Annotated in this window: 17 protein-coding genes; 8 read left to right on the forward strand and 9 right to left on the reverse strand. The window is 37.7% G+C overall.

Features of this window, described 5'->3' with window-relative positions:
• Positions 1 to 23: 23 nt before the first annotated feature.
• Complete coding sequence (locus tag RM706_RS08220) at positions 24 to 350, reverse strand: FtsB family cell division protein (protein ID WP_311350575.1); 327 nt, start codon at positions 348 to 350, stop codon at positions 24 to 26.
• A 1-nt stretch (position 351) separates the two neighbouring features.
• Positions 352 to 960 (reverse strand): uridine kinase, encoded by a 609-nt coding sequence (gene udk / locus RM706_RS08225; protein WP_311350576.1) that lies wholly within the window; start codon positions 958 to 960, stop codon positions 352 to 354.
• Positions 961 to 1162: 202 nt separating this feature from the next.
• Here udk and RM706_RS08230 point away from each other — a divergent pair, with 202 nt between their 5' ends.
• From RM706_RS08230 to RM706_RS08245, 4 genes are all read left to right on the forward strand, one after another.
• A complete protein-coding gene (locus RM706_RS08230; RefSeq protein WP_311350577.1) occupies positions 1163 to 1648 on the forward strand; it encodes an acyl-CoA carboxylase biotin carboxyl carrier protein subunit in 486 nt (161 codons plus the stop codon).
• Positions 1649 to 1656: 8 nt separating this feature from the next.
• On the forward strand, positions 1657 to 3099 hold the full coding sequence (accC, locus tag RM706_RS08235; protein WP_311350578.1) for an acetyl-CoA carboxylase biotin carboxylase subunit: 1443 nt from the start codon (positions 1657 to 1659) through the stop codon (positions 3097 to 3099).
• A 5-nt stretch (positions 3100 to 3104) separates the two neighbouring features.
• Positions 3105 to 4646 carry an acyl-CoA carboxylase subunit beta gene (locus tag RM706_RS08240; RefSeq protein WP_311350579.1) on the forward strand — a complete coding sequence of 514 codons (1542 nt, stop codon included), beginning with the start codon at positions 3105 to 3107 and terminating at the stop codon, positions 4644 to 4646.
• 252 nt (positions 4647 to 4898) lie between these two features.
• The gene (locus tag RM706_RS08245) at positions 4899 to 6113 is read left to right on the forward strand and encodes a multidrug effflux MFS transporter (RefSeq protein ID WP_311350580.1); all 1215 of its coding nucleotides are present in this window, start codon (positions 4899 to 4901) and stop codon (positions 6111 to 6113) included.
• Between the two features lie 318 nt (positions 6114 to 6431).
• Here RM706_RS08245 and RM706_RS08250 read toward each other — a convergent pair whose 3' ends face one another.
• From RM706_RS08250 to nagB, 7 genes are all read right to left on the reverse strand, one after another.
• Positions 6432 to 7691 carry a hypothetical protein gene (locus tag RM706_RS08250; protein ID WP_311350581.1) on the reverse strand — a complete coding sequence of 420 codons (1260 nt, stop codon included), beginning with the start codon at positions 7689 to 7691 and terminating at the stop codon, positions 6432 to 6434.
• 172 nt (positions 7692 to 7863) lie between these two features.
• Positions 7864 to 8346, reverse strand: coding sequence for a hypothetical protein (locus RM706_RS08255; RefSeq protein WP_311350582.1), 483 nt, complete (start codon positions 8344 to 8346; stop codon positions 7864 to 7866).
• Between the two features lie 264 nt (positions 8347 to 8610).
• Positions 8611 to 9690, reverse strand: a complete 1080-nt coding sequence (locus RM706_RS08260; RefSeq protein WP_311350583.1) for an anhydro-N-acetylmuramic acid kinase — start codon at positions 9688 to 9690, stop codon at positions 8611 to 8613.
• Positions 9687 to 10352, reverse strand: a complete 666-nt coding sequence (locus RM706_RS08265; protein WP_311350584.1) for a class I SAM-dependent methyltransferase — start codon at positions 10350 to 10352, stop codon at positions 9687 to 9689. The genes RM706_RS08260 and RM706_RS08265 overlap by 4 nt, the downstream gene beginning before the upstream one ends.
• Positions 10353 to 10362: 10 nt before the next feature.
• Complete coding sequence (locus RM706_RS08270) at positions 10363 to 11892, reverse strand: glycoside hydrolase family 3 protein (RefSeq protein WP_311350585.1); 1530 nt, start codon at positions 11890 to 11892, stop codon at positions 10363 to 10365.
• Positions 11885 to 13159, reverse strand: a complete 1275-nt coding sequence (locus RM706_RS08275) for an MFS transporter (RefSeq protein ID WP_311350586.1) — start codon at positions 13157 to 13159, stop codon at positions 11885 to 11887. Before RM706_RS08275 ends, RM706_RS08270 begins: the two co-directional genes overlap by 8 nt.
• Positions 13160 to 13197: 38 nt before the next feature.
• On the reverse strand, positions 13198 to 15129 hold the full coding sequence (nagB, locus tag RM706_RS08280) for a glucosamine-6-phosphate deaminase (protein ID WP_311350587.1): 1932 nt from the start codon (positions 15127 to 15129) through the stop codon (positions 13198 to 13200).
• 183 nt (positions 15130 to 15312) lie between these two features.
• Here nagB and RM706_RS08285 point away from each other — a divergent pair, with 183 nt between their 5' ends.
• The 4 genes from RM706_RS08285 to RM706_RS08300 all read left to right on the forward strand — a co-directional run bounded on the left by RM706_RS08285 (position 15313) and on the right by RM706_RS08300 (position 18543).
• Positions 15313 to 16062 (forward strand): DeoR/GlpR family DNA-binding transcription regulator, encoded by a 750-nt coding sequence (locus tag RM706_RS08285; RefSeq protein WP_311350588.1) that lies wholly within the window; start codon positions 15313 to 15315, stop codon positions 16060 to 16062.
• A 2-nt stretch (positions 16063 to 16064) separates the two neighbouring features.
• On the forward strand, positions 16065 to 16874 hold the full coding sequence (gene murQ / locus RM706_RS08290) for an N-acetylmuramic acid 6-phosphate etherase (protein WP_311350589.1): 810 nt from the start codon (positions 16065 to 16067) through the stop codon (positions 16872 to 16874).
• Positions 16874 to 17392: a hypothetical protein gene (locus tag RM706_RS08295; RefSeq protein ID WP_311350590.1), complete on the forward strand. Its 519-nt coding sequence runs from the start codon at positions 16874 to 16876 to the stop codon at positions 17390 to 17392. Before murQ ends, RM706_RS08295 begins: the two co-directional genes overlap by 1 nt.
• Positions 17393 to 17466: 74 nt before the next feature.
• Entirely contained in the window at positions 17467 to 18543 is a 1077-nt protein-coding gene (locus tag RM706_RS08300) for a hypothetical protein (RefSeq protein ID WP_311350591.1), read from the forward strand.
• Positions 18544 to 18647: the final 104 nt, after the last annotated feature.

The following is an 18647-nucleotide window of genomic DNA, read 5'->3' on the forward strand; positions in this document are numbered from 1 at the left end:
TAATAAATTCAACTAAAAATTGCTTACTGCTTACTTTTTGTACTATCGGCGTGTTCAATTAGAAAAATCTCTTCATTGTCTTTCTTCATATAATATTCTTCACGAGCAAACTTTTCTAATTCTTCATCGTCAGAGAGTTTTTTCAAAACTTTTTTATCCTTTTCAATCTCATTTTCTAAAAAAGTCTTTTGTTGTTCGAGCTTATTGATTTCTTTTTTTAATTCTAGATGAATCAATAAAGAATTGGTATCAAAAAAGGCCATCCAAATAACAAATAGGGTCAAAACCAAAATATACATGTTGGTCATTAGTTTAAACCATGTTTTTTGTTTTAAATCATTCCAACCCATATTAAACTAATTTTTCAATAATAATGGTTCTGACCATATCCACGGCTACCGTATTGTAATGGTTATTCGGAATGATGATATCTGCAAACTCTTTTGATGGTTCTATAAACTCATTGTGCATAGGTTTGACAGCGGTTTGATAACGATGTAAAACTTTGTCAAAATCATGCCCCCTTTCTTTTATATCGCGCTGTAACCTTCTTATTAAGCGTTCATCAGAATCGGCGTGTACGTATATTTTAATGTCAAATAACTTTCTCAGTTCGGGATTGCTCAATACTAAAATCCCTTCCACAATAATTACCTTTTTAGGGATGGTTGTGATTGTTTTAGCAAGTCTTGTTTCCTCAACAAATGAATAGACAGGTATTTCAATCGTATTCCCTGCTCTCAGTTTATTCAAATGAGCAATAAGCAATTCAAAATCAATAGAATTAGGGTGGTCAAAGTTTACCTTACTACGTTCTTCTTTGGTCAAATGAGCCAAATCATTGTAATATGAATCTTGCGATATGACCACAACCTCATCTTTAGGCAATTCTTCAACAATCTGTTTGACCACAGTGGTTTTACCACAACCAGTACCTCCTGCAATTCCTATGATGAGCATAAAAAATAGTTTAATTCAAAAGTAACGATTTGATAGCATAATTACGATTTTGCTTCATTTAAGGCTACTGCATAATTACAACAACCGTTCATTTTATAACATGATATAATTCATATAATCAAAGTTGTTTTTGGATTAGTTTTGATGGTAACTTTAAGAGGAAAAAACTTATATTAGAAGAGCTAAATGCCAATCAATTCTTATGGGAGAGCCACATAAATTAAAAGTCAATGATCAATATGAATTTGAACTATCTGATACTGACCTAACTTCATTGGACATTATTCAAACGGGCAAGCGCACATTTCATTTTTTAAAGGATAATCAATCGTATCATATTGAACTTATCAATGGAAATTTAGACGGTAAGTATTATCAAATGAAAATCAACAATACCGACTATGATGTTACCGTTGAAACGCCATTGGATGCCCTTATTGACAGTATGGGCTTTGTGCTTGGCAATTCTGCTTTGGTCAGTAGTATCGAGGCCCCTATGCCTGGTTTGATATTGGAAGTTTCGGTTGAAGAAGCTCAAGAGGTAAAAGAAGGCGACCAATTACTGATATTGGAAGCCATGAAGATGGAGAATGTTATTACATCACCGCGAGATGGTATTATCAAAAGCATTACCGTAAAACAAGGCGAAGCCGTGGAAAAGAAATTTACCCTAATTACTTTTGAATAATCTGTATTATGAATAAAATATTAGTTGCCAATAGGGGAGAGATTGCTATTCGCGTAATGCGTACAGCCAAAAAAATGGGCATTAAAACCGTAGCCATATATTCAGAGGCAGATAGAAATGCGCCACATGTTCGTTTTGCAGATGAAGCAGTTTGTATTGGTCCTCCACCGTCCAACCAATCATATTTACTTGGTAATAAAATCATTGAAGTTTCAAAGTCTCTCGGCGTAGATGGCATTCATCCTGGATATGGATTTTTAAGCGAGAATGCAGATTTTGCGGAGGCGGTTGAAAAGAATGGGTTGATTTTTATCGGCCCAAAATCGCATGCCATTCGAGTGATGGGGAGTAAGTTGGCAGCCAAAGAAGCGGTAAAAAAATATAATATCCCCATGGTGCCAGGTATTGATGAAGCAATTACCGATGTTGACAAGGCTCTCAAAATTGCCAAAGAAATTGGCTTTCCTATTCTGATAAAGGCTTCAGCTGGTGGTGGTGGAAAAGGAATGCGTGTGGTCGAAAAAGAAGTAGATTTAGAATCACAAATGAAGCGTGCGATCAGTGAGGCAACCTCTGCTTTTGGTGATGGTTCGGTTTTTATAGAAAAATATGTGACTTCACCTCGACATATCGAAATTCAGGTTATGGCAGATACCCATGGCAATTTCCTTCATTTTTTTGAACGGGAATGCAGTATTCAACGTCGTCATCAAAAAGTAGTTGAAGAGGCACCTTCTTCAATTTTGACTCCAGAACTTCGCAATGAAATGGGTCTTGCGGCAACGAGAGTAGCAAAGGCCTGTGATTATGTCGGTGCCGGTACCGTAGAGTTTTTATTGGATGCCGATCATAATTTCTATTTCTTAGAGATGAATACCCGTTTACAGGTAGAGCATCCAGTTTCAGAGCTAATTGCAGGGGTTGATTTGGTCGAATTACAGATAAAAGTCGCCCGTGGCGAAAAGTTACAGATTAGGCAAGAAGATTTAAAGATTCGTGGGCATGCTATGGAACTTCGTGTTTATGCCGAAGATCCTTTGAACGACTTTTTGCCCAGCGTAGGTAATTTAGAACGCTACCGACTTCCAGTCGGTAAAGGTATTCGTGTGGATAACGGTTTTGAAGAAGGAATGGACATTCCAATTTATTACGATCCCATGTTGTCAAAACTGATCACGTATGGTGCTACTCGCGAAGAAGCGATAGAATTAATGATCAAGGCGATTGAAAGTTATGAGATAAAAGGGGTAGAAACTACTTTGGCATTTGGTTCGTATGTGATGCAGCACGAGGCCTTTCGCTCTGGTAATTTTGACACCCATTTTGTAAAGGACTATTATTCCCCAGAAGTACTGCACGAAAAACGGGAACAAGATGCTAAAATAGCAGCTGTGATTGCTCTAAAACAATATTTTGAAGACCAAAAAATGTTACGATTGCCCATAAACTAATGCACATGGACGCTAAATTAAAAAAATTGCAAGACCGTATTTCAGAAGCCCATTTAGGTGGGGGTGAAAAACGGATTGAAAAACAACATACTAAGAAAAAACTAACGGCTCGGGAGCGCATAGCATACTTTCTCGACGAGGGTTCTTTCGAGGAAATGGGAATTTTAGTTACACACCGTACCACGGATTTTGGAATGGATAAAGAAATTTATTTTGGCGACGGTGTGGTAACGGGTTATGGTACTGTAAATGGACGTTTGGTCTATGTCTATGCACAAGACTTTACCGTTTTTGGTGGAGCATTGTCAGAGACCCACGCAGAAAAAATCTGCAAAGTGATGGATTTGGCCATGAAAGTTGGTGCACCCATCATTGGATTAAATGACTCTGGGGGAGCACGAATTCAAGAAGGGGTCAAATCTTTAGGAGGTTATGCTGATATTTTTTATCGTAATGTTCAGGCATCAGGAGTGATTCCGCAACTTTCAGCGATTATGGGACCATGCGCAGGAGGGGCGGTGTATTCCCCGGCCATGACGGATTTTATATTAATGGTTGAACAGACCAGTTATATGTTTGTTACGGGACCAAATGTGGTAAAAACAGTAACCAATGAAGAAGTGAGTTCAGAAGAATTGGGAGGCGCAATGACGCATGCGTCCAAATCTGGGGTGGCCCACAAAACTTCAGCGAATGATGCTGCCTGTTTGAAAGATGTAAAGAAGCTTTTAGGCTACCTTCCACAAAACAATACGGAAAAACCTAAAATGCTGCCTTATGAAATAGGAGAGGAGCTCCGGGAACAATTAAAGGGTGTTGTGCCTGATAATCCCAATAAACCTTATGACATGCATGAGGTTATTGATGGTATTATTGATGAGGATTCTTTTTATGAAATACATAAAGAATTTGCTGAAAATATTATAGTGGGCTTTGCGCGTTTAGGCGGAAGAAGTATTGGTATAATTGCCAATCAACCTATGTTTTTAGCGGGGGTTCTTGATTCCAATAGTTCCTCAAAAGCGGCGCGTTTTACCCGTTTTTGCGATGCCTTCAATATCCCTTTGTTGGTATTGGTTGATGTACCAGGGTTTTTGCCGGGTACCGATCAAGAGTGGAACGGAATCATAATGCATGGTGCAAAATTATTATATGCATTGAGTGAAGCCACCGTACCACGAATTACGGTCATTACACGTAAGGCCTATGGAGGGGCTTATGATGTAATGAATTCAAAGCATATTGGAGCTGATTTCAATTATGCGTGGCCTACCGCTGAGATTGCTGTTATGGGTGCAAAGGGGGCAAGTAAAATTATCTTTAGACGAGAAATTGCGACCGCCGAAGACCCTGGAGCCAAGCTTAAAGAGAAAGAAGCAGAATATGCTGATAAATTTGCGAATCCATATCGGGCTGCGCGACGTGGTTTTATTGATGAGGTGATTCTACCGGAGAATACAAGACGAAAACTGCTTAAGTCTTTTGCGATGTTAGAGAACAAACAAGTGGATTCTCTTAAAAAGAAGCATGGGAATATACCGTTGTAATTTATAAAACAAATACCATGATTTAACTCGCTGCGTATTTTACAGTTTATAGGTTACAAAAGCCGTCAGTTCGAGTTTTTTCTGTGGGAAAAAGTATCGAGAACAAGGTTTTTAATCTAAAAATTCTGATTCTCGATACAATTTTTATGAACACGGTACATAAAAATCACTCGAATTGACAAATTTTTAATAAAATACACAATGGGTTAGTTTATTGTTTTTTAGTGTTTGAGGTATACCTACTTTTGCCGAATGCAAAACGAACAGCTAAAACCTAATTTTGAGTTTATCGCATTGATGGCATCATTAATGTCCATCGTGGCCTTGGCCATTGATACCTTGCTGCCTGCTATACCTGATATTGGCGTAAGCATCAATAGTTTTGACCCACAAGACAATCAATTGTTTGTAACCATGATTTTTTTGGGTTTGGGAGTAGGGCAGTTGTTCTTTGGGCCACTTTCAGACCAATACGGACGTAAACCTATGGTATATGCTGGTTTTGTAGTTTTCGGAATTGCAAGTGTCATTTGTTTAGCAGCCCCAAATTTAGAGGTCATGGTACTAGGTAGGGTGTTGCAAGGAATTGGTTTATCAGCACATAGAACGATCGCGATTTCTATTATTCGTGATTCCTATAGCGGAGACTATATGGCTCGTGTAATGTCATTTATTACCGCCTTTTTTATTTTGGTTCCCGTGGTAGCACCTGCTTTGGGAAAATTTATATTGGACCATTTTAATTGGCAGACTATTTTTTATGTACACTTGTTTTTAGGGATAGTACTCTGGATTTGGTTTTGGAAACGTCAACAGGAAACCTTAAAACCACAGTATAAAGTCAAGTTTTCACCCAAAAGTTTTATTTCTGGCACGAAAGAGATGTTGCGACATCCAGAAACAGTAACCTATACCTTTGTTTCTGGTTTGGTAACAGGAGCTTTTTTAGTGTATCTCAGTTCTGCACAACATATTTTTGAAGATCAGTACGGCATGCGTGAAGCCTTCCCTTATATTTTTGCAGGGCTGGCCATTTCTATTGGTACATCAACCTTTACCAATGGTACGATGGTCATGCGCTTTGGCATGCGAAATCTTTCATTAGCTGCGACAGTTGCCTTTAGTCTGGTAGCTATATGTTATGTACTATTTTTTTGGAATACACCCAATCCTAATGTAGCCATTCTGGTGGCCTTTCTGTTTTTACAGTTTTTTTGTCTGGGCTTTATGTGGGGGAATTTCCGCTCTATAGCTATGGAGCCAATTGGGCATATCGCAGGTATTGGTGCTGCCATCAATGGTTTTGTATCCACGTTGATCTCGGTACCTATTGCTACCTTGATTGGTTCTTTTTTGGAAGATTTGGCATTGCCACTCTTTGTTGGTTTGGCCTGTTGTGGTTTAGGTGCTGTTGTCTTAATTGTACTGTCCAGAAGGAAGAGACTGGTTTTTTTGAGTAGACATTAGATTTGTCACCGCTCAAAGGGTTCCAGAGTTTCAAGTTAACGAAAAGGAGTTATAAACTATAACCCTTGCTGGCCATAGTGTTTTATTCCCCGTACAATTTGTTCACTTTCGGTTGAATAACCCAAATTCCAATAAAATAAAACCATAACAGAAAAAATTCCCCTGCGAAATCTTTTGGTATTGTTTTTTCTTTTTTTGTCCAAAGCAAAATCCAAGAGATTTTGCGGTCATTATAAAAATGCACTAACCCTGCGATTAAGCTCTAAGCCCATATTGTTTATAGATTGTGTTTAGTTATCTTTTGTTTCTTGATTAAAATTAGACTGTGTTATTATAAAGTTGCTTTAACATTTTTAGGTCAATTTTAACCTTAAACAATCGCTCATAATCTTTTGCTTGTTGTTTTAATGCTGGCGTTTTTTGGGATAATTCCCATAAATCTATTATTCCCTGAAATCGATTTAATGATTTTTTATCCTTAAAAAAAGAGTAAGCTTTGCTAGTTATTTTACCAGCGAGGCTAACATAATTCAGGTTTGATAAAAACTCCTCTGTGCTATCCTTATTATCAACAACTTTTTCCAGAGCGCCATCCACTCCGGAAGCTTTCTTTATATCCCAAAAATGATGTAGAAGCCTAGAATTTTTACTATTATATTTTTTTGAAAATGAATGCCAAAAGTCACTTATTTCATCAATAGCATCAATTTGACTTTTAATATTATCTGCTTCTTCAATCCTTTTTTCTAGAGTGCCAAACGAATTTCTTAAGTCCGTAAAGTCCTCTCTTAGTTGCTTTAATTTAATTGGAATATCGGATAGTTCATAACATTGAGATAGAACGATGGAAACTAACGGAGGGATAGGTATTTTTTTATATCCGGTATATTTGGTTAGGGTTTCAATTTTTTGATTCTGGAATTCTGATAAGATTTTGTAAGACTGATTTGAAGGTAAAAGCGAAGAATTGACCTCTTTTTGAGCCTTCATTCCGCTGTAGGGCATGCAAGAATGACAATTTATATTTGAATTTTCGTTGTAAAGCCCCTGTAGCATTTCTTTTTGAGACCTACCTATTGCTATTATTAGATAATTAGGTTCTTTCGGTAAAATATTGAATCCGAAATTTCTCCAGAGATAGGGGAATTTTTCGTCTGGTTCTAAAAAGATTATAGGTTTGAAATATTTCTTCTTTATTTCTTCTGAGGAATTTTTCTGGAAATTATCTATATGGAATTGGCTTTCATCTTTTCCTTCAATAAATGGTTCAGAAAATAGACATTTACCATAAAACGGGCCTAACCAGTCTCGAAAGATTATTTTATCTCCTTTGTTAAAGAGTATATTATAAATAGGTCTGCCATTTTTAAAAGTATGTTTATTAGTATTTGTAAAATGATACCACTCGAGCACGGAAAAATGAAAGGTTTCATTTAGCACATAACTTTCTATAAAACTATTTAGCGAGAAAATAAATTCTTGCTTGGGTTTGCCATACCCGCCAATTACAAAGTCAAGTTCGTCAATTATGCTAAAATTGAGGTATGCGACATTGTAGGGTTTCTCTAGGTCTGACATATTTTAGTATTCTTACCTTTTATATTCTAATTGATTTTTAGGCACTATAATTAAACACGATGGTTGGGCTAAGGTTCGTTACGGTAATCTGTCCGCAGGACAATCCCGCCGAACCCTAAAGTTAACTTTTTGCTTGCGGATTTCCTGTAAGGAAATCCGCAAGCAATGAATTTTAGCCATTGTTGTAAACAGTTATTTTTTCAGTAATATATTTTTTAATCCGATTCTTGTCTGCCTCATTTTTTAGAATCAATAAATCGTGATTTTTATGAGTTCTGTAAGACATGAGAAATTTAGTTTTTCCACTTCGATTTAGTTCTGAGTATTCAAATTTATTTGGGTCAAACTTATCAGTTATCAAATCTGTTTTTTTGGTAAGTTCCAGTATTTTTTTCAATCGAGTAATTTTTCCACTCTTTTCATCAATTTTGATTTCTGAATAATAAATCCAAGATGCGAATCGATATAATAAATACCCGATGAACGTCAAAATTGCAATAAAAATTGCTACTCTAGCACCGACTACAAATGTTAGTATTATAACGGAAGAAGAAGTCCAAATAATTAGTCCTTTCCACTTTAATGGAATCCTATCGCTTAGCGTATGAACATGTCCATTTTTGGATATTCTAAAATAATCTTCATTCTCGTTCATTGTAATGAATCATAAATAAGTCTAATTCCAATTCCGCACAGGGTGAAAGCCCCTAGAAGGAATTCTATCGTATAAGACATCAGTATATATTCTTTATTTTCCCTCTCTTTAAGTATTTTTTTTCTTTCATGCATAAACCATACGATTGCCAAAACAATTAAAAGAACTCCCAGAAGAAATTTTAGAAAACTATGCATAATTGTTTACAACGATTGTATATGATTATTAATCATATCTCCATTATACCTGTAATATAGCAATATTCTAATTTTTAGGTACAAAAACTACTCCGCTAGAACAATCTTGTTTTGCTCCGGTAACTGAAGAGTACACATTGGTTTGCCCTAAGTCTTTTAACACGCTCATAAAGGCAAACACTAAGGCTTCTTTAAACTCGATAAACTTTTTTGGCGGAATATGAACCTTGCAGTGATTTCCTAACTTTTCTTGAAGGGTATCCATAAAAAAGCTGTTCAAAGCACCGCCTCCTGTAACCAAAACTTGGCTATTGGGTTTGGGCTTTTCTTTGATAATCACATGGGCTATTTGCTCGCAATTATGATGGATAATCGTATGCAACAGATCTTCGGTCTTAGCGTCACTGCGCTCTAGTAAGGGTATAATCGCTTCTATAAACCATTCATAACCCGTTGATTTTGGGTAGGGGAGTTGGTAGTATTCTAATGCATTTAATTGCGATAGCAGCTCAGGTAACAATTGACCTTTACGAGCCAATTGCCCGTTTTCGTCATATTTTAAATTGATTTTTTCGGTAAGAAAGTTCAAGGGCATATTGGCCAAGCCAATATCGAACGCAATCCGTTTTCCATCAGTATCAAAAGAGATATTACTGATACCGCCCAAGTTCAAACAAAACTCATATTCTGGTAATAACAGGGTATCACCAATGGGCACCAAGGGGGCGCCTTGTCCGCCTAGCGTAACATCTAAAGAGCGAAAATCGCAAATGACTTTATAGCCTGAGGCATTGGCCAATTGTTGCCCATCACCCAATTGAAAAGTGACTTCTTCTTCCGGCCGGTGGTGCGAAGTATGGCCGTGGCTCGCGATAAAATCAACTTCTAACCCATGTTTCTCAATAAAGGTTTTTGCCTGTTGCCCCAACCATATACCATAATCGATATGTAATAGCCGATGTTCTTCTTTAGAAAGATGAATGGCGTTTTTAAGGTTTTGATACAAGTCAGCATCGTATGAAATGGTAGTGGTTTGACGAATTTCAAAATCCCACCGATTATTTTCGTTCCAGATATGACAATACGCGATGTCCAACCCATCAAGGGATGTGCCGGACATCATACCTAATACCTTAAAAATTTTCATCTGGTCTTCTTAATGGTTATGATCAATGATAAAGGTTTGCCTGCAGTATTCGTTATTTCTTTAAAAGATATTTTGGTATCAGGAATCCCTTGTAATTCAGTATGCCAATCCTCAAAAGTTCGGGCAAACCAAGGATGTCCATTGGTAAAGTTGCCGTCAAGCCCTTTCCATGAATCTTGAAGCCATTGACTTTCATAAGGCAGCTGTTGCTCTATTAAAAAAAATGGATGAAGGGTCTGTATTAAAATAGTTCCTGTATCTACAAGCGCATTTTTAGTTTGTGCCAATAAATCGGTCAGCCCATCTTTTTGATAGAGGCAAAAGTTAAAAACAGCTAGGTCAAAAGGACCATAAGGAATCGAAACTCCTGAAGTGATTTGTTCAAAAGTCATTTTAAAAAAGGGCACATCACTCTTGCTACGGGCATGCTGCAATAATGCTTCAATGGCATCAATACCTACAACTTTTTTGCCGGAATTTGCCAAGATAGTTGTCAACCAACCTTCACCGCAGCCGACGTCAATAATAGTATTTGAATCTAAAGATAGAATAGCATCAAGAATTGCCTTGTTGGTAAATTGTCGAGAGCTTATGGATCCATTAGCAATGGTTTTAATCCATTCCGCTGCATTGAGTTCCCATGAAGTAATGATTTCATTCATTTAAGCAACATTACAATTTAACTGGTAAGTCACCTTCGGCTTGAATTCGTCCATAAAAATGAGCTACAGCATTTTCTTGAAAAATATCAAAATCTTGATACGCAACAACAACGGCTGTTGCCTTTTCCCAATTAAATAGTCTTAATGCGTAGGGGTTTCCAAAGAGATAAACAATACAGTTCGTACTTGCAATAAGACCATTTACCTTCTCAATATCGTCTTCTAAAAGTCCAAAACGATTTGTTGGTTTCATTTCTGGTGGGAATATGGCAACGACAGTATTCTCCTCATTCTTTTGATTGCTTTTGATGCCTTCCCCAAAGGTGTTATGTTCTTTTTTACCTACTTGAGTGAATTGAAACCCGGATTGATGAAACTTTTCAATAGCCTCTGGTTTTTCTTTGACCAAGGTCAAAGTTTTTGCTGCTAAAGTCTTCATCAAGCCCTGATAATCATAAGCAAGGTTTTGGGCTGAACTTTGAAATCCCTTCTCCTTAAGCGACCATACACGTTCAAAACTGTTTTCGATTTCCTTCTTTGATGCATTTTTAAGAATTAGCTCAATACCTTCTTCAGTATACTCTGCAAAACACAAGACATCGTTTCCGGCTTCGTAAGCTTCCCACTCCAGTTGCCCTTTGGTATCATACAACTTTGAAACGCTGTGCATGTTCAAAGCATCCGTAATGACTACACCAGAGTGACCAAATTCCTTACGAATGACTCCTGCAATCATCAGTTTTGATAGGGTCGAAGACCTTGTCTCACTTTTACTTAACGCAGATACGGCCAAATGCCCTACCATAACCGAATCCACTCCTTGGGCTATCAATTTTTTAAAAGGATACAGCTCATTGGCCAATAGTTCTTCTTTCGACTTATCTATTCGAGGTAATCCCAAATGGGAATCTACAGCGGTATCGCCATGCCCGGGAAAGTGTTTGATGGAATTCAGAACCCCACTTTTTGACATCCCTTGGATAAAGGCCAAGGCATTTTGAGCTACCGTGTTAGGTTGGTCACCAAAAGAACGGTATCCAATAACCGGATTATCCGGATTGTTATTGATATCCACCGCCGGGCATAAATTCCAATGAATGCCTGCTCTACGGCAATCTTCACCAATATGTTCGCCCACCTCCGAAATAAGCTCGGTATGATCTTTAATGGCTCCTAAGGTCAGAGCGTATGGATACTGTGGTGTTTCTTCAATGCGCATAGCTAAGCCCCATTCCGCATCAATGGCTATCAATAATGGGTGTTTTGATGCTTCTTGATATCTTGAAATCAACTCTTTGAGCCTGTCCAAACTCTTTGCATTATAGACCACTTTCTTTTTGCCTTCATAATTTGTGGCGGCGCTGGCACGACTATGAAAAAAGCAAATGGAGCCAATACCACAAGTACGGATAAGTTGTTCCATGTTCTGGACCTCTTCTTCCGTATCATTGATAAAAGCGGCAGGCATAAAAAACTGCCCTACTTTTTCTTTTAAGCTTAGCTGGGTTCTTGCTTGTACAAGAGGAAGTAAATTAGTCATCGTTTGTCGTTCCTTTTTTTCCGTAATCGGCAGGGTATTTAATATATTTTAATAACAGCAGCGATGGTATGGCTGCCAATACCACCCAAACAAAGAAACCGTCATAACCCAACCATTCTTGAATATAACCGCTTACCAATCCTGGCAACATCATACCTAATGCCATAAATCCTGTAGCGATGGCATAATGCGAGGTCTTTGACATGCCTTCGGCAACAAAAATGAGGAATACCATAAAACCTGCTATTGCAAAACCGTAACCAAATTGTTCCAGAACTACGGTAGTGATAACTGCTGCTAGACTAGAAGTTTTGGTAATCGCTAAAAAGGCATAAAATGCATTAGGAATGTTCAATGACAAAACCATAGGGAACATCCATTTCTTCAATCCATCTCTAGAAATCAAAATTCCACCTAAAATTCCACCAATAGTAAGCATAATCACCCCAATTGTACCATATATAGTGCCTACTTCGGCAGTGGAATAAGCCAATCCACCCACTTCTTTGGAATCCAGCAAAAATGGGGAAGCCATTTTTACCAATTGAGATTCTCCTAAACGGAAGAACAAGATAAAAGCTAATGCAATACCAATATTGGGCTTGGTGAAGAAAGACTTAAAAACCTCAAAAAAACCAGTCGCTTTCTGTTTTTCTATGGCATCAGATGATTCATATTTTGGTGTCGCAAAGAAATTCGAAATGGTCAAGACCAACATTAAAACTCCTGCTGCCAGCATGGTCATGGACCATGCTTTGGTATTGTCCCCGTAATGGTTTTCTAAAAATCCAGCCATAATGACCAACAAACCTTGGCCAGTAACATTGGCGAGTTTGTAAAAAGTACTTCGTACTCCAACAAAAAAGGATTGTTTCTCTTGGGTTAACCCAATCATATAATACCCATCGGCCGCGATGTCATTGGTTGCAGAAGCAAAAGCTGCCATCCAAAAACAGGCCAATGTAGTAACGAAAAAAATATTGGTAGGTAGCAATAGGCCTACCCCTAAAAATGCCAATGCAATGATTAATTGCATTAATAGAAACCAGTTTCTTTTTGTACCGATGAGGTCTAAAAATGGACTCCAAAGCGGTTTGATCACCCAAGGTAAATAGAGCCAACTGGTATAGAGTCCAATATCGGCATTGCTGATGCCCAGTTTCTTGTACATGATGACTGATACCGTAACAATCATCACATACGGAAGCCCTTGCGTAAAGTAGAGTATGGGTACCCAGGCCCAGGCCCACTTGTTTTTTTGAATCATTGGCTACAGTTTCTACTAATGTAATAGTTTTACATCACTTAAAAGTGATGACGGACAAAGCCTTCAATGGCAGCATATTCGGCAAGTCCTAATTTGCGGTATTTTTCTGCAGTATTTTTGTTACGTTCCTCTGCACGCATCCAAAACTCCCTAGTATCATCACCCTGAAACATGACACCATCTTTTTGTGATTGATGGCAAAATATCGCATTTCGTTTTTTAAGAACTTGAGCAGGACTCATAGGTACAGCCATTTCGATTTCATGGATATCCCATTCGTGCCAAGCTCCTCGGTACAACCAAACCCAGCAGTCATTCATAAAGGGCTCTTCTTTTAAAGTATCTAAGGCTGCAAAAACGGCATCCAAACAAACACTATGGGTGCCGTGTGGATCTGCAAGGTCGCCTGCCGCATAAATCTGATGCGGTTTAATCTCATTAATTACATTGATCATGATATCTATATCATCTTGAGTCAAATTGTTCTTTTTGACTGTTCCCGTTTCATAAAATGGAAGATCGAGAAAATGAACATTTTCATCTGGAAGGTCTAGGTATCGCGTGGCAGCATAAGATTCCCCTCGCCGGATGCTTCCTTTTAGCTTCCGAACCTCAAGAGTATCAACCTTACTTTCTGTTTTGGTGGTAATAGCACTTATTAGTGATTTACTCTCTTTGGATGGATTGACCGTATTTAAGACTTCAGCAAATTTTAGGGCCTCTGTATCAGTTACTGCAATGTTTCCGGAGGTTTGATAGGCAACGTGAACCTCATGTCCTTGTTCTACGAGTCTGTCAAAAGTCCCTCCCATGGAAATGACATCATCATCCGGGTGTGGACTGAAAATGATAACTCTTTTTTGAATAGGTTGGGCGCGCTCAGGTCTATTGCTATCATCTGCTTTGGGTTTACCACCAGGCCAACCGGTGATAGTGCGCTGTAACCTGTTGAACATCTTGATATTCAAATCATAAGAATCTTGTTGGGCTAATAAACCCGACATGCCGTTATCATTGTAGTCTTTATCGGTTAGGCTTAAAATAGATTTATTTAAGGTTATGCTCAACCATAAAACAGCCTTGGCCGTTAAGGTGTCTGTCCATTCACAAGACTCATCAACCAACCATGGAGTTTTGTTTCTGGTCAGTTTACTGCCTGCCCCATTGTCCAATACAAAAGTACAGTTATGGTGTCGCTGTAAGTAAGTAGCTGGAACCTCTGAGGAAATGTCACCTTCGACGGTTTTTTTGATGATATCCGCTTTGTTCTGTCCCCATCCTAAAAGCACTATTCTTCTTGCGTTCTGTACTGTTGAAATCCCCATGGTTATTGCCCGCCTTGGCACGTTATCGATACCTAAAAATGATGGTGCAGCGTCAACTCGGGTGATATGGTCCAAGGTAATTACCCTTGTACCCGAATTGTAATGTGAGCCCGGTTCATTGAATCCAATATGTCCCGTTCTACCAATACCTAAGAGTTGAAAATCAAGACCACCATAGTCCTTTATTTTTTGCTCATAGTTCAAGCAATATGGTATAATATCATCTCCGATGAGAGTGCCATCGGGAATATTAATGTTTTCAGGGGCAATATCCACATGGTTAAACAGATGCTCATGCATAAAATACCAGTAGCTTTGACGATTGTTCTTCTCCATTGGAAGGTACTCATCTAGATTAAAGGTAATGACATTTGAAAAGCTTAAGCTTTCTTCTTTATGCATGCGTACGAGTTCTTCATAAACCCGAATGGGTGATGAGCCCGTGGCAAGGCCTAAAACACAAGGTAGTCCCTGCAGCTGCTTTTTTCTAATGAGGCGTGCGATTTCTTGGGCGACGATTATTGAGGCCTGATTAGAGCTTTCAAAAATCACATTATGAATTTTTTCAAAACGGGTTTCTTCGAACTGCCCTACAGGTTTGTAAGAGATATCAAAGCTTTTTTTAGGTGCTGTTATGGTTTGCATAGGTATTATTAATACGATTAAAAATTGCGACTTTATGCGTTTACTTGGGGCAAATATATAATTATTTGCTGTTTTTTGCATTTTTAAATGCGGTTTTATGCAATATTTAATATTTAATTAATATTAATAGGGATTAAAACAGCAATAAAAGGATTTGCATATCTTTGTATTAGAATAAGAAATATGCTAAAAGAAGAGCGCCAGCGAACTATTTTAAATGAGGTTGAATTGCACAATAGAATTCAACTTACTGATATTGCGGAAAAATTAGATGTTTCAATCGATACTGTTCGAAGAGATGTCAAAGAACTGGACGTTGAGAATAAACTGCGAAAAGTACATGGCGGTGCAGTTTCGTTAGGTTTTGCCAATTATAGCCCGGCACGAAATAATGTATATGCCTTAGAGAAGAAAACCAAGATAGCCGAAAAGGCTGTAAACTTATTAACGGACAACAGTGTTGTTTTAATAGACGGAGGCACCACTTGCTTAGAACTTGCTCGTTTACTGCCACCTTCCATTAACTTGACCTGTTTCACGCTCAGCCTGCCGGTGGCCAGTGAATTATTGAACAAACCTAATGTAGAAACTATTTTCATTGGCGGAAAGTTGTCTAAAGATGCTCAAATAGCTATGGGTTCCAATACCATTCATAATCTTTCTGATATTAAAGTGGATTATAGTTTTATCGGTACTGGATATGTTGATGCCGATTATGGGCTTACTGAATTCGACTGGGATATTGTTCAAACCAAGAAAGCAGTTATTGCTGCATCAAAAAAAGCGGTGCTATTGTGTATCTCAGAGAAATTGAATTCGCAGCACCGATATAAAACTTGTGGTATAAATACCATTGACACCATGATTACCGAATTAGAGCCCTCACACAATCAATTGCTAGCTTTTAAAAACCAAAACATACGTCTTTTATAACTATGAGCTATACTAAAATTACGGAGCAATCTTCATTGCATGAAGATTTGGACCAACTATCCACATTAGAGCTACTTCAAAAAATGAACGAAGAAGACAAGAAGGTGGCAAATGCCTTGACCGAAGTAATTCCAAATATCGAAAAATTGGTTGAAGCTTTAGTGGAACGTTTCGATAAAGGCGGACGCTTGTTTTATATTGGTGCTGGAACAAGCGGACGATTAGGTATTTTGGATGCTTCTGAAATTCCCCCAACTTTTGGAATGCCACATGATAGGGTCATTGGCATTATAGCCGGAGGTGATGGCGCGATTCGAAAAGCGGTAGAATTCGCTGAAGACAACACCTTACAAGCTTGGAAAGATTTACAGGATTACGACATTAATACGAACGATGTATTGGTGGGTATTGCAGCTTCAGGCACCACTCCTTATGTCTTGGGTGGTATAGCTGACGCCAAAGCAAACGGAATCTTAACTGCAGGTATTACAAATAATCCTGGTGCCCCTTTGGCTCAAGCAGCTGATATTCCCATTGCTATGAACGTAGGTCCTGAGTTTGTAACTGGAAGTACCCGTATGAAGAGTGGAACCAGTCAAAAACTGGCTTTGAATATGATATCTACAGCTTTTATGATACGCGTTGGGCGGGTCAAAGGAAACAAAATGGTGGACATGCAATTGAGTAACAACAAATTGGTAGATCGTGGTACCCGCTATTTGGTTGAGGCCTTAAATATAGAATATGCTGATGCAAAAAAGGCTTTGAAGAAATACGGTTCGGTGCGTGAAGCGATTAAGGGCATAAAATAATGAGCAATTTTGAAGAACGTTTAAAAGGAGGACATCCAAATTCATTAGGAAATACTGTTGAAATTGTCGAAGAAATTTTAAACGATCCGAGTTTATTTGATGAATTGTTCCATTGTTACTTTAGCACCGATGAAGTTGTTCGGTTGCGGGTTTCTAATGGTATGAAACGAATCTGTAAAGCAAATAAAAAGCTCCTTATTCCCTTTATAGATAGATTTTTAAATGAGATTTCTAAAATAGATCAAGCCTCGACTCAATGGACTTTGTCACAATTGTTCCTGCAACTGAAAAACGATATGTCGGCAAATCAGATTAAAAATGCTACTGAAATCATGAAAAATAATCTGATACATCATCAAGATTGGATAGTACTTAGCCAAACTATGGAGACCCTTGCAATATGGGCAAAAAATGATGAAGATTTGAAAAAATGGTTGCCTCCTCACCTGATAAGGTTATCAAACGATAAAAGAAAATCAGTAGCAAAAAAAGCAGGCAAAGTAAAAGCTTCACTATAATACAATACTTAAGTGCAATCTTTGATTTGCTATATTTGGATGTAGCCAATTTATAAGCTCAGATTTTTGATTCCGTGAACGAAACATTTCTTTTTTATGGGTGGTGGCAGTTTGGTACTTGTCTTTTTGCTTTTGTAGCGCTATTGTCAATATGGTGGCATATAGGAAAAAAGCAAAATGACTTTGGACAAGTGTGGTTGGCACTTTCGGTTTTATGTTGGAGTATTTCAGGTTTGGTCGAAGTCTATTTTGCTCAACAAGCACAATTAGATACTAATATTGTTGATGGCTTTCGCAGTGTACTCTCATTATTCAACAGCTTATTTATTTTATTGGCACTCCCATGGTTTCGTTATTTGCCTAATTTTTTGCAGCCTGTTATTAAGTCTAAATATTGGAATCTTATTGTAGGCTTGCCATTTCTTTTTTGTTTACTACCGACTATTAATAAAATAGTTTTTGGGAGGTCAGAATTTGTCAACGAACTTGATGTATATTATGCCTTATTAACCCTAATATTTTTAGGGAGCGTACTTTGGTATTCTTTTGCCAAAAGGCGTTTAAAATCGCTTGCCTACCTATCTCTGCTTTGTATTTTGATTACATTGTTAGCACAGTTTTATAAACTGATGGGATCCCCTATAAACGTCACTTTGTTCTCTGCCATTTTTAAGACCTCTTTAATTATGATATTCTTTGCCTTGGCGTTGAGTTGGGTAAAAGAACTATCTGAAAATCATATCCCTTCGGTAGAAAGACTTTTGTTTGAATTAAGGATAAACCGAAGTGCAAATAAAATTGAACGCATCCTTTTGATTAATGGATTCATGGGAGATAAAGAAAAAAGTATAAAATTGACCAATTCACAATACGACTTACTTCATTTATTTGCAATAAAGCGAAAAGAAGATGCAAATGGCTGGTTAGAAATAAAACCTAAGAATCATTCCATCAGAGGAAAAAACTATGATATTAGTGATTATAATGAAGTCAAACGTCTTCTTTTCGCTTTGTTGGATGGTCTGTTCGGTAAGGGTAATTGGAGTAAGGAAGTCCATTTGATTCCTTTGAAAGAAACACTCTTTGAACTTTCAAAAAAGAGAGAGCGTAAAATACGTTTGCGTTTAGACCCTAAAAACATTAAGCTTTAGCCTTCTTTTTTATTAAAACGTCGGAAGTTGACTTACTGACAAATTCAATTTTTTTCTGACTTTTTCAACTCTTCAAAAATATACTTTTCAATTTGCTTGCTTAA

This window comes from Croceitalea rosinachiae, assembly GCF_031846445.1.
GTDB lineage: Bacteria > Bacteroidota > Bacteroidia > Flavobacteriales > Flavobacteriaceae > Croceitalea > Croceitalea rosinachiae.

Excerpts from the sequence above, each read along its gene's own strand:
- RM706_RS08220 (WP_311350575.1), bottom strand. The coding sequence starts at position 350 with ATGGGTTGGAATGATTTAAAACAAAAAACATGGTTTAAACTAATGACC.
- udk (WP_311350576.1), bottom strand. The coding sequence starts at position 960 with ATGCTCATCATAGGAATTGCAGGAGGTACTGGTTGTGGTAAAACCACT.
- RM706_RS08230 (WP_311350577.1), top strand. The coding sequence starts at position 1,163 with ATGGGAGAGCCACATAAATTAAAAGTCAATGATCAATATGAATTTGAA.
- accC (WP_311350578.1), top strand. The coding sequence starts at position 1,657 with ATGAATAAAATATTAGTTGCCAATAGGGGAGAGATTGCTATTCGCGTA.
- RM706_RS08240 (WP_311350579.1), top strand. The coding sequence starts at position 3,105 with ATGGACGCTAAATTAAAAAAATTGCAAGACCGTATTTCAGAAGCCCAT.
- RM706_RS08245 (WP_311350580.1), top strand. The coding sequence starts at position 4,899 with ATGCAAAACGAACAGCTAAAACCTAATTTTGAGTTTATCGCATTGATG.
- RM706_RS08250 (WP_311350581.1), bottom strand. The coding sequence starts at position 7,691 with ATGTCAGACCTAGAGAAACCCTACAATGTCGCATACCTCAATTTTAGC.
- RM706_RS08255 (WP_311350582.1), bottom strand. The coding sequence starts at position 8,346 with ATGAACGAGAATGAAGATTATTTTAGAATATCCAAAAATGGACATGTT.
- RM706_RS08260 (WP_311350583.1), bottom strand. The coding sequence starts at position 9,690 with ATGAAAATTTTTAAGGTATTAGGTATGATGTCCGGCACATCCCTTGAT.
- RM706_RS08265 (WP_311350584.1), bottom strand. The coding sequence starts at position 10,352 with ATGAATGAAATCATTACTTCATGGGAACTCAATGCAGCGGAATGGATT.
- RM706_RS08270 (WP_311350585.1), bottom strand. The coding sequence starts at position 11,892 with ATGACTAATTTACTTCCTCTTGTACAAGCAAGAACCCAGCTAAGCTTA.
- RM706_RS08275 (WP_311350586.1), bottom strand. The coding sequence starts at position 13,159 with ATGATTCAAAAAAACAAGTGGGCCTGGGCCTGGGTACCCATACTCTAC.
- nagB (WP_311350587.1), bottom strand. The coding sequence starts at position 15,129 with ATGCAAACCATAACAGCACCTAAAAAAAGCTTTGATATCTCTTACAAA.
- RM706_RS08285 (WP_311350588.1), top strand. The coding sequence starts at position 15,313 with ATGCTAAAAGAAGAGCGCCAGCGAACTATTTTAAATGAGGTTGAATTG.
- murQ (WP_311350589.1), top strand. The coding sequence starts at position 16,065 with ATGAGCTATACTAAAATTACGGAGCAATCTTCATTGCATGAAGATTTG.
- RM706_RS08295 (WP_311350590.1), top strand. The coding sequence starts at position 16,874 with ATGAGCAATTTTGAAGAACGTTTAAAAGGAGGACATCCAAATTCATTA.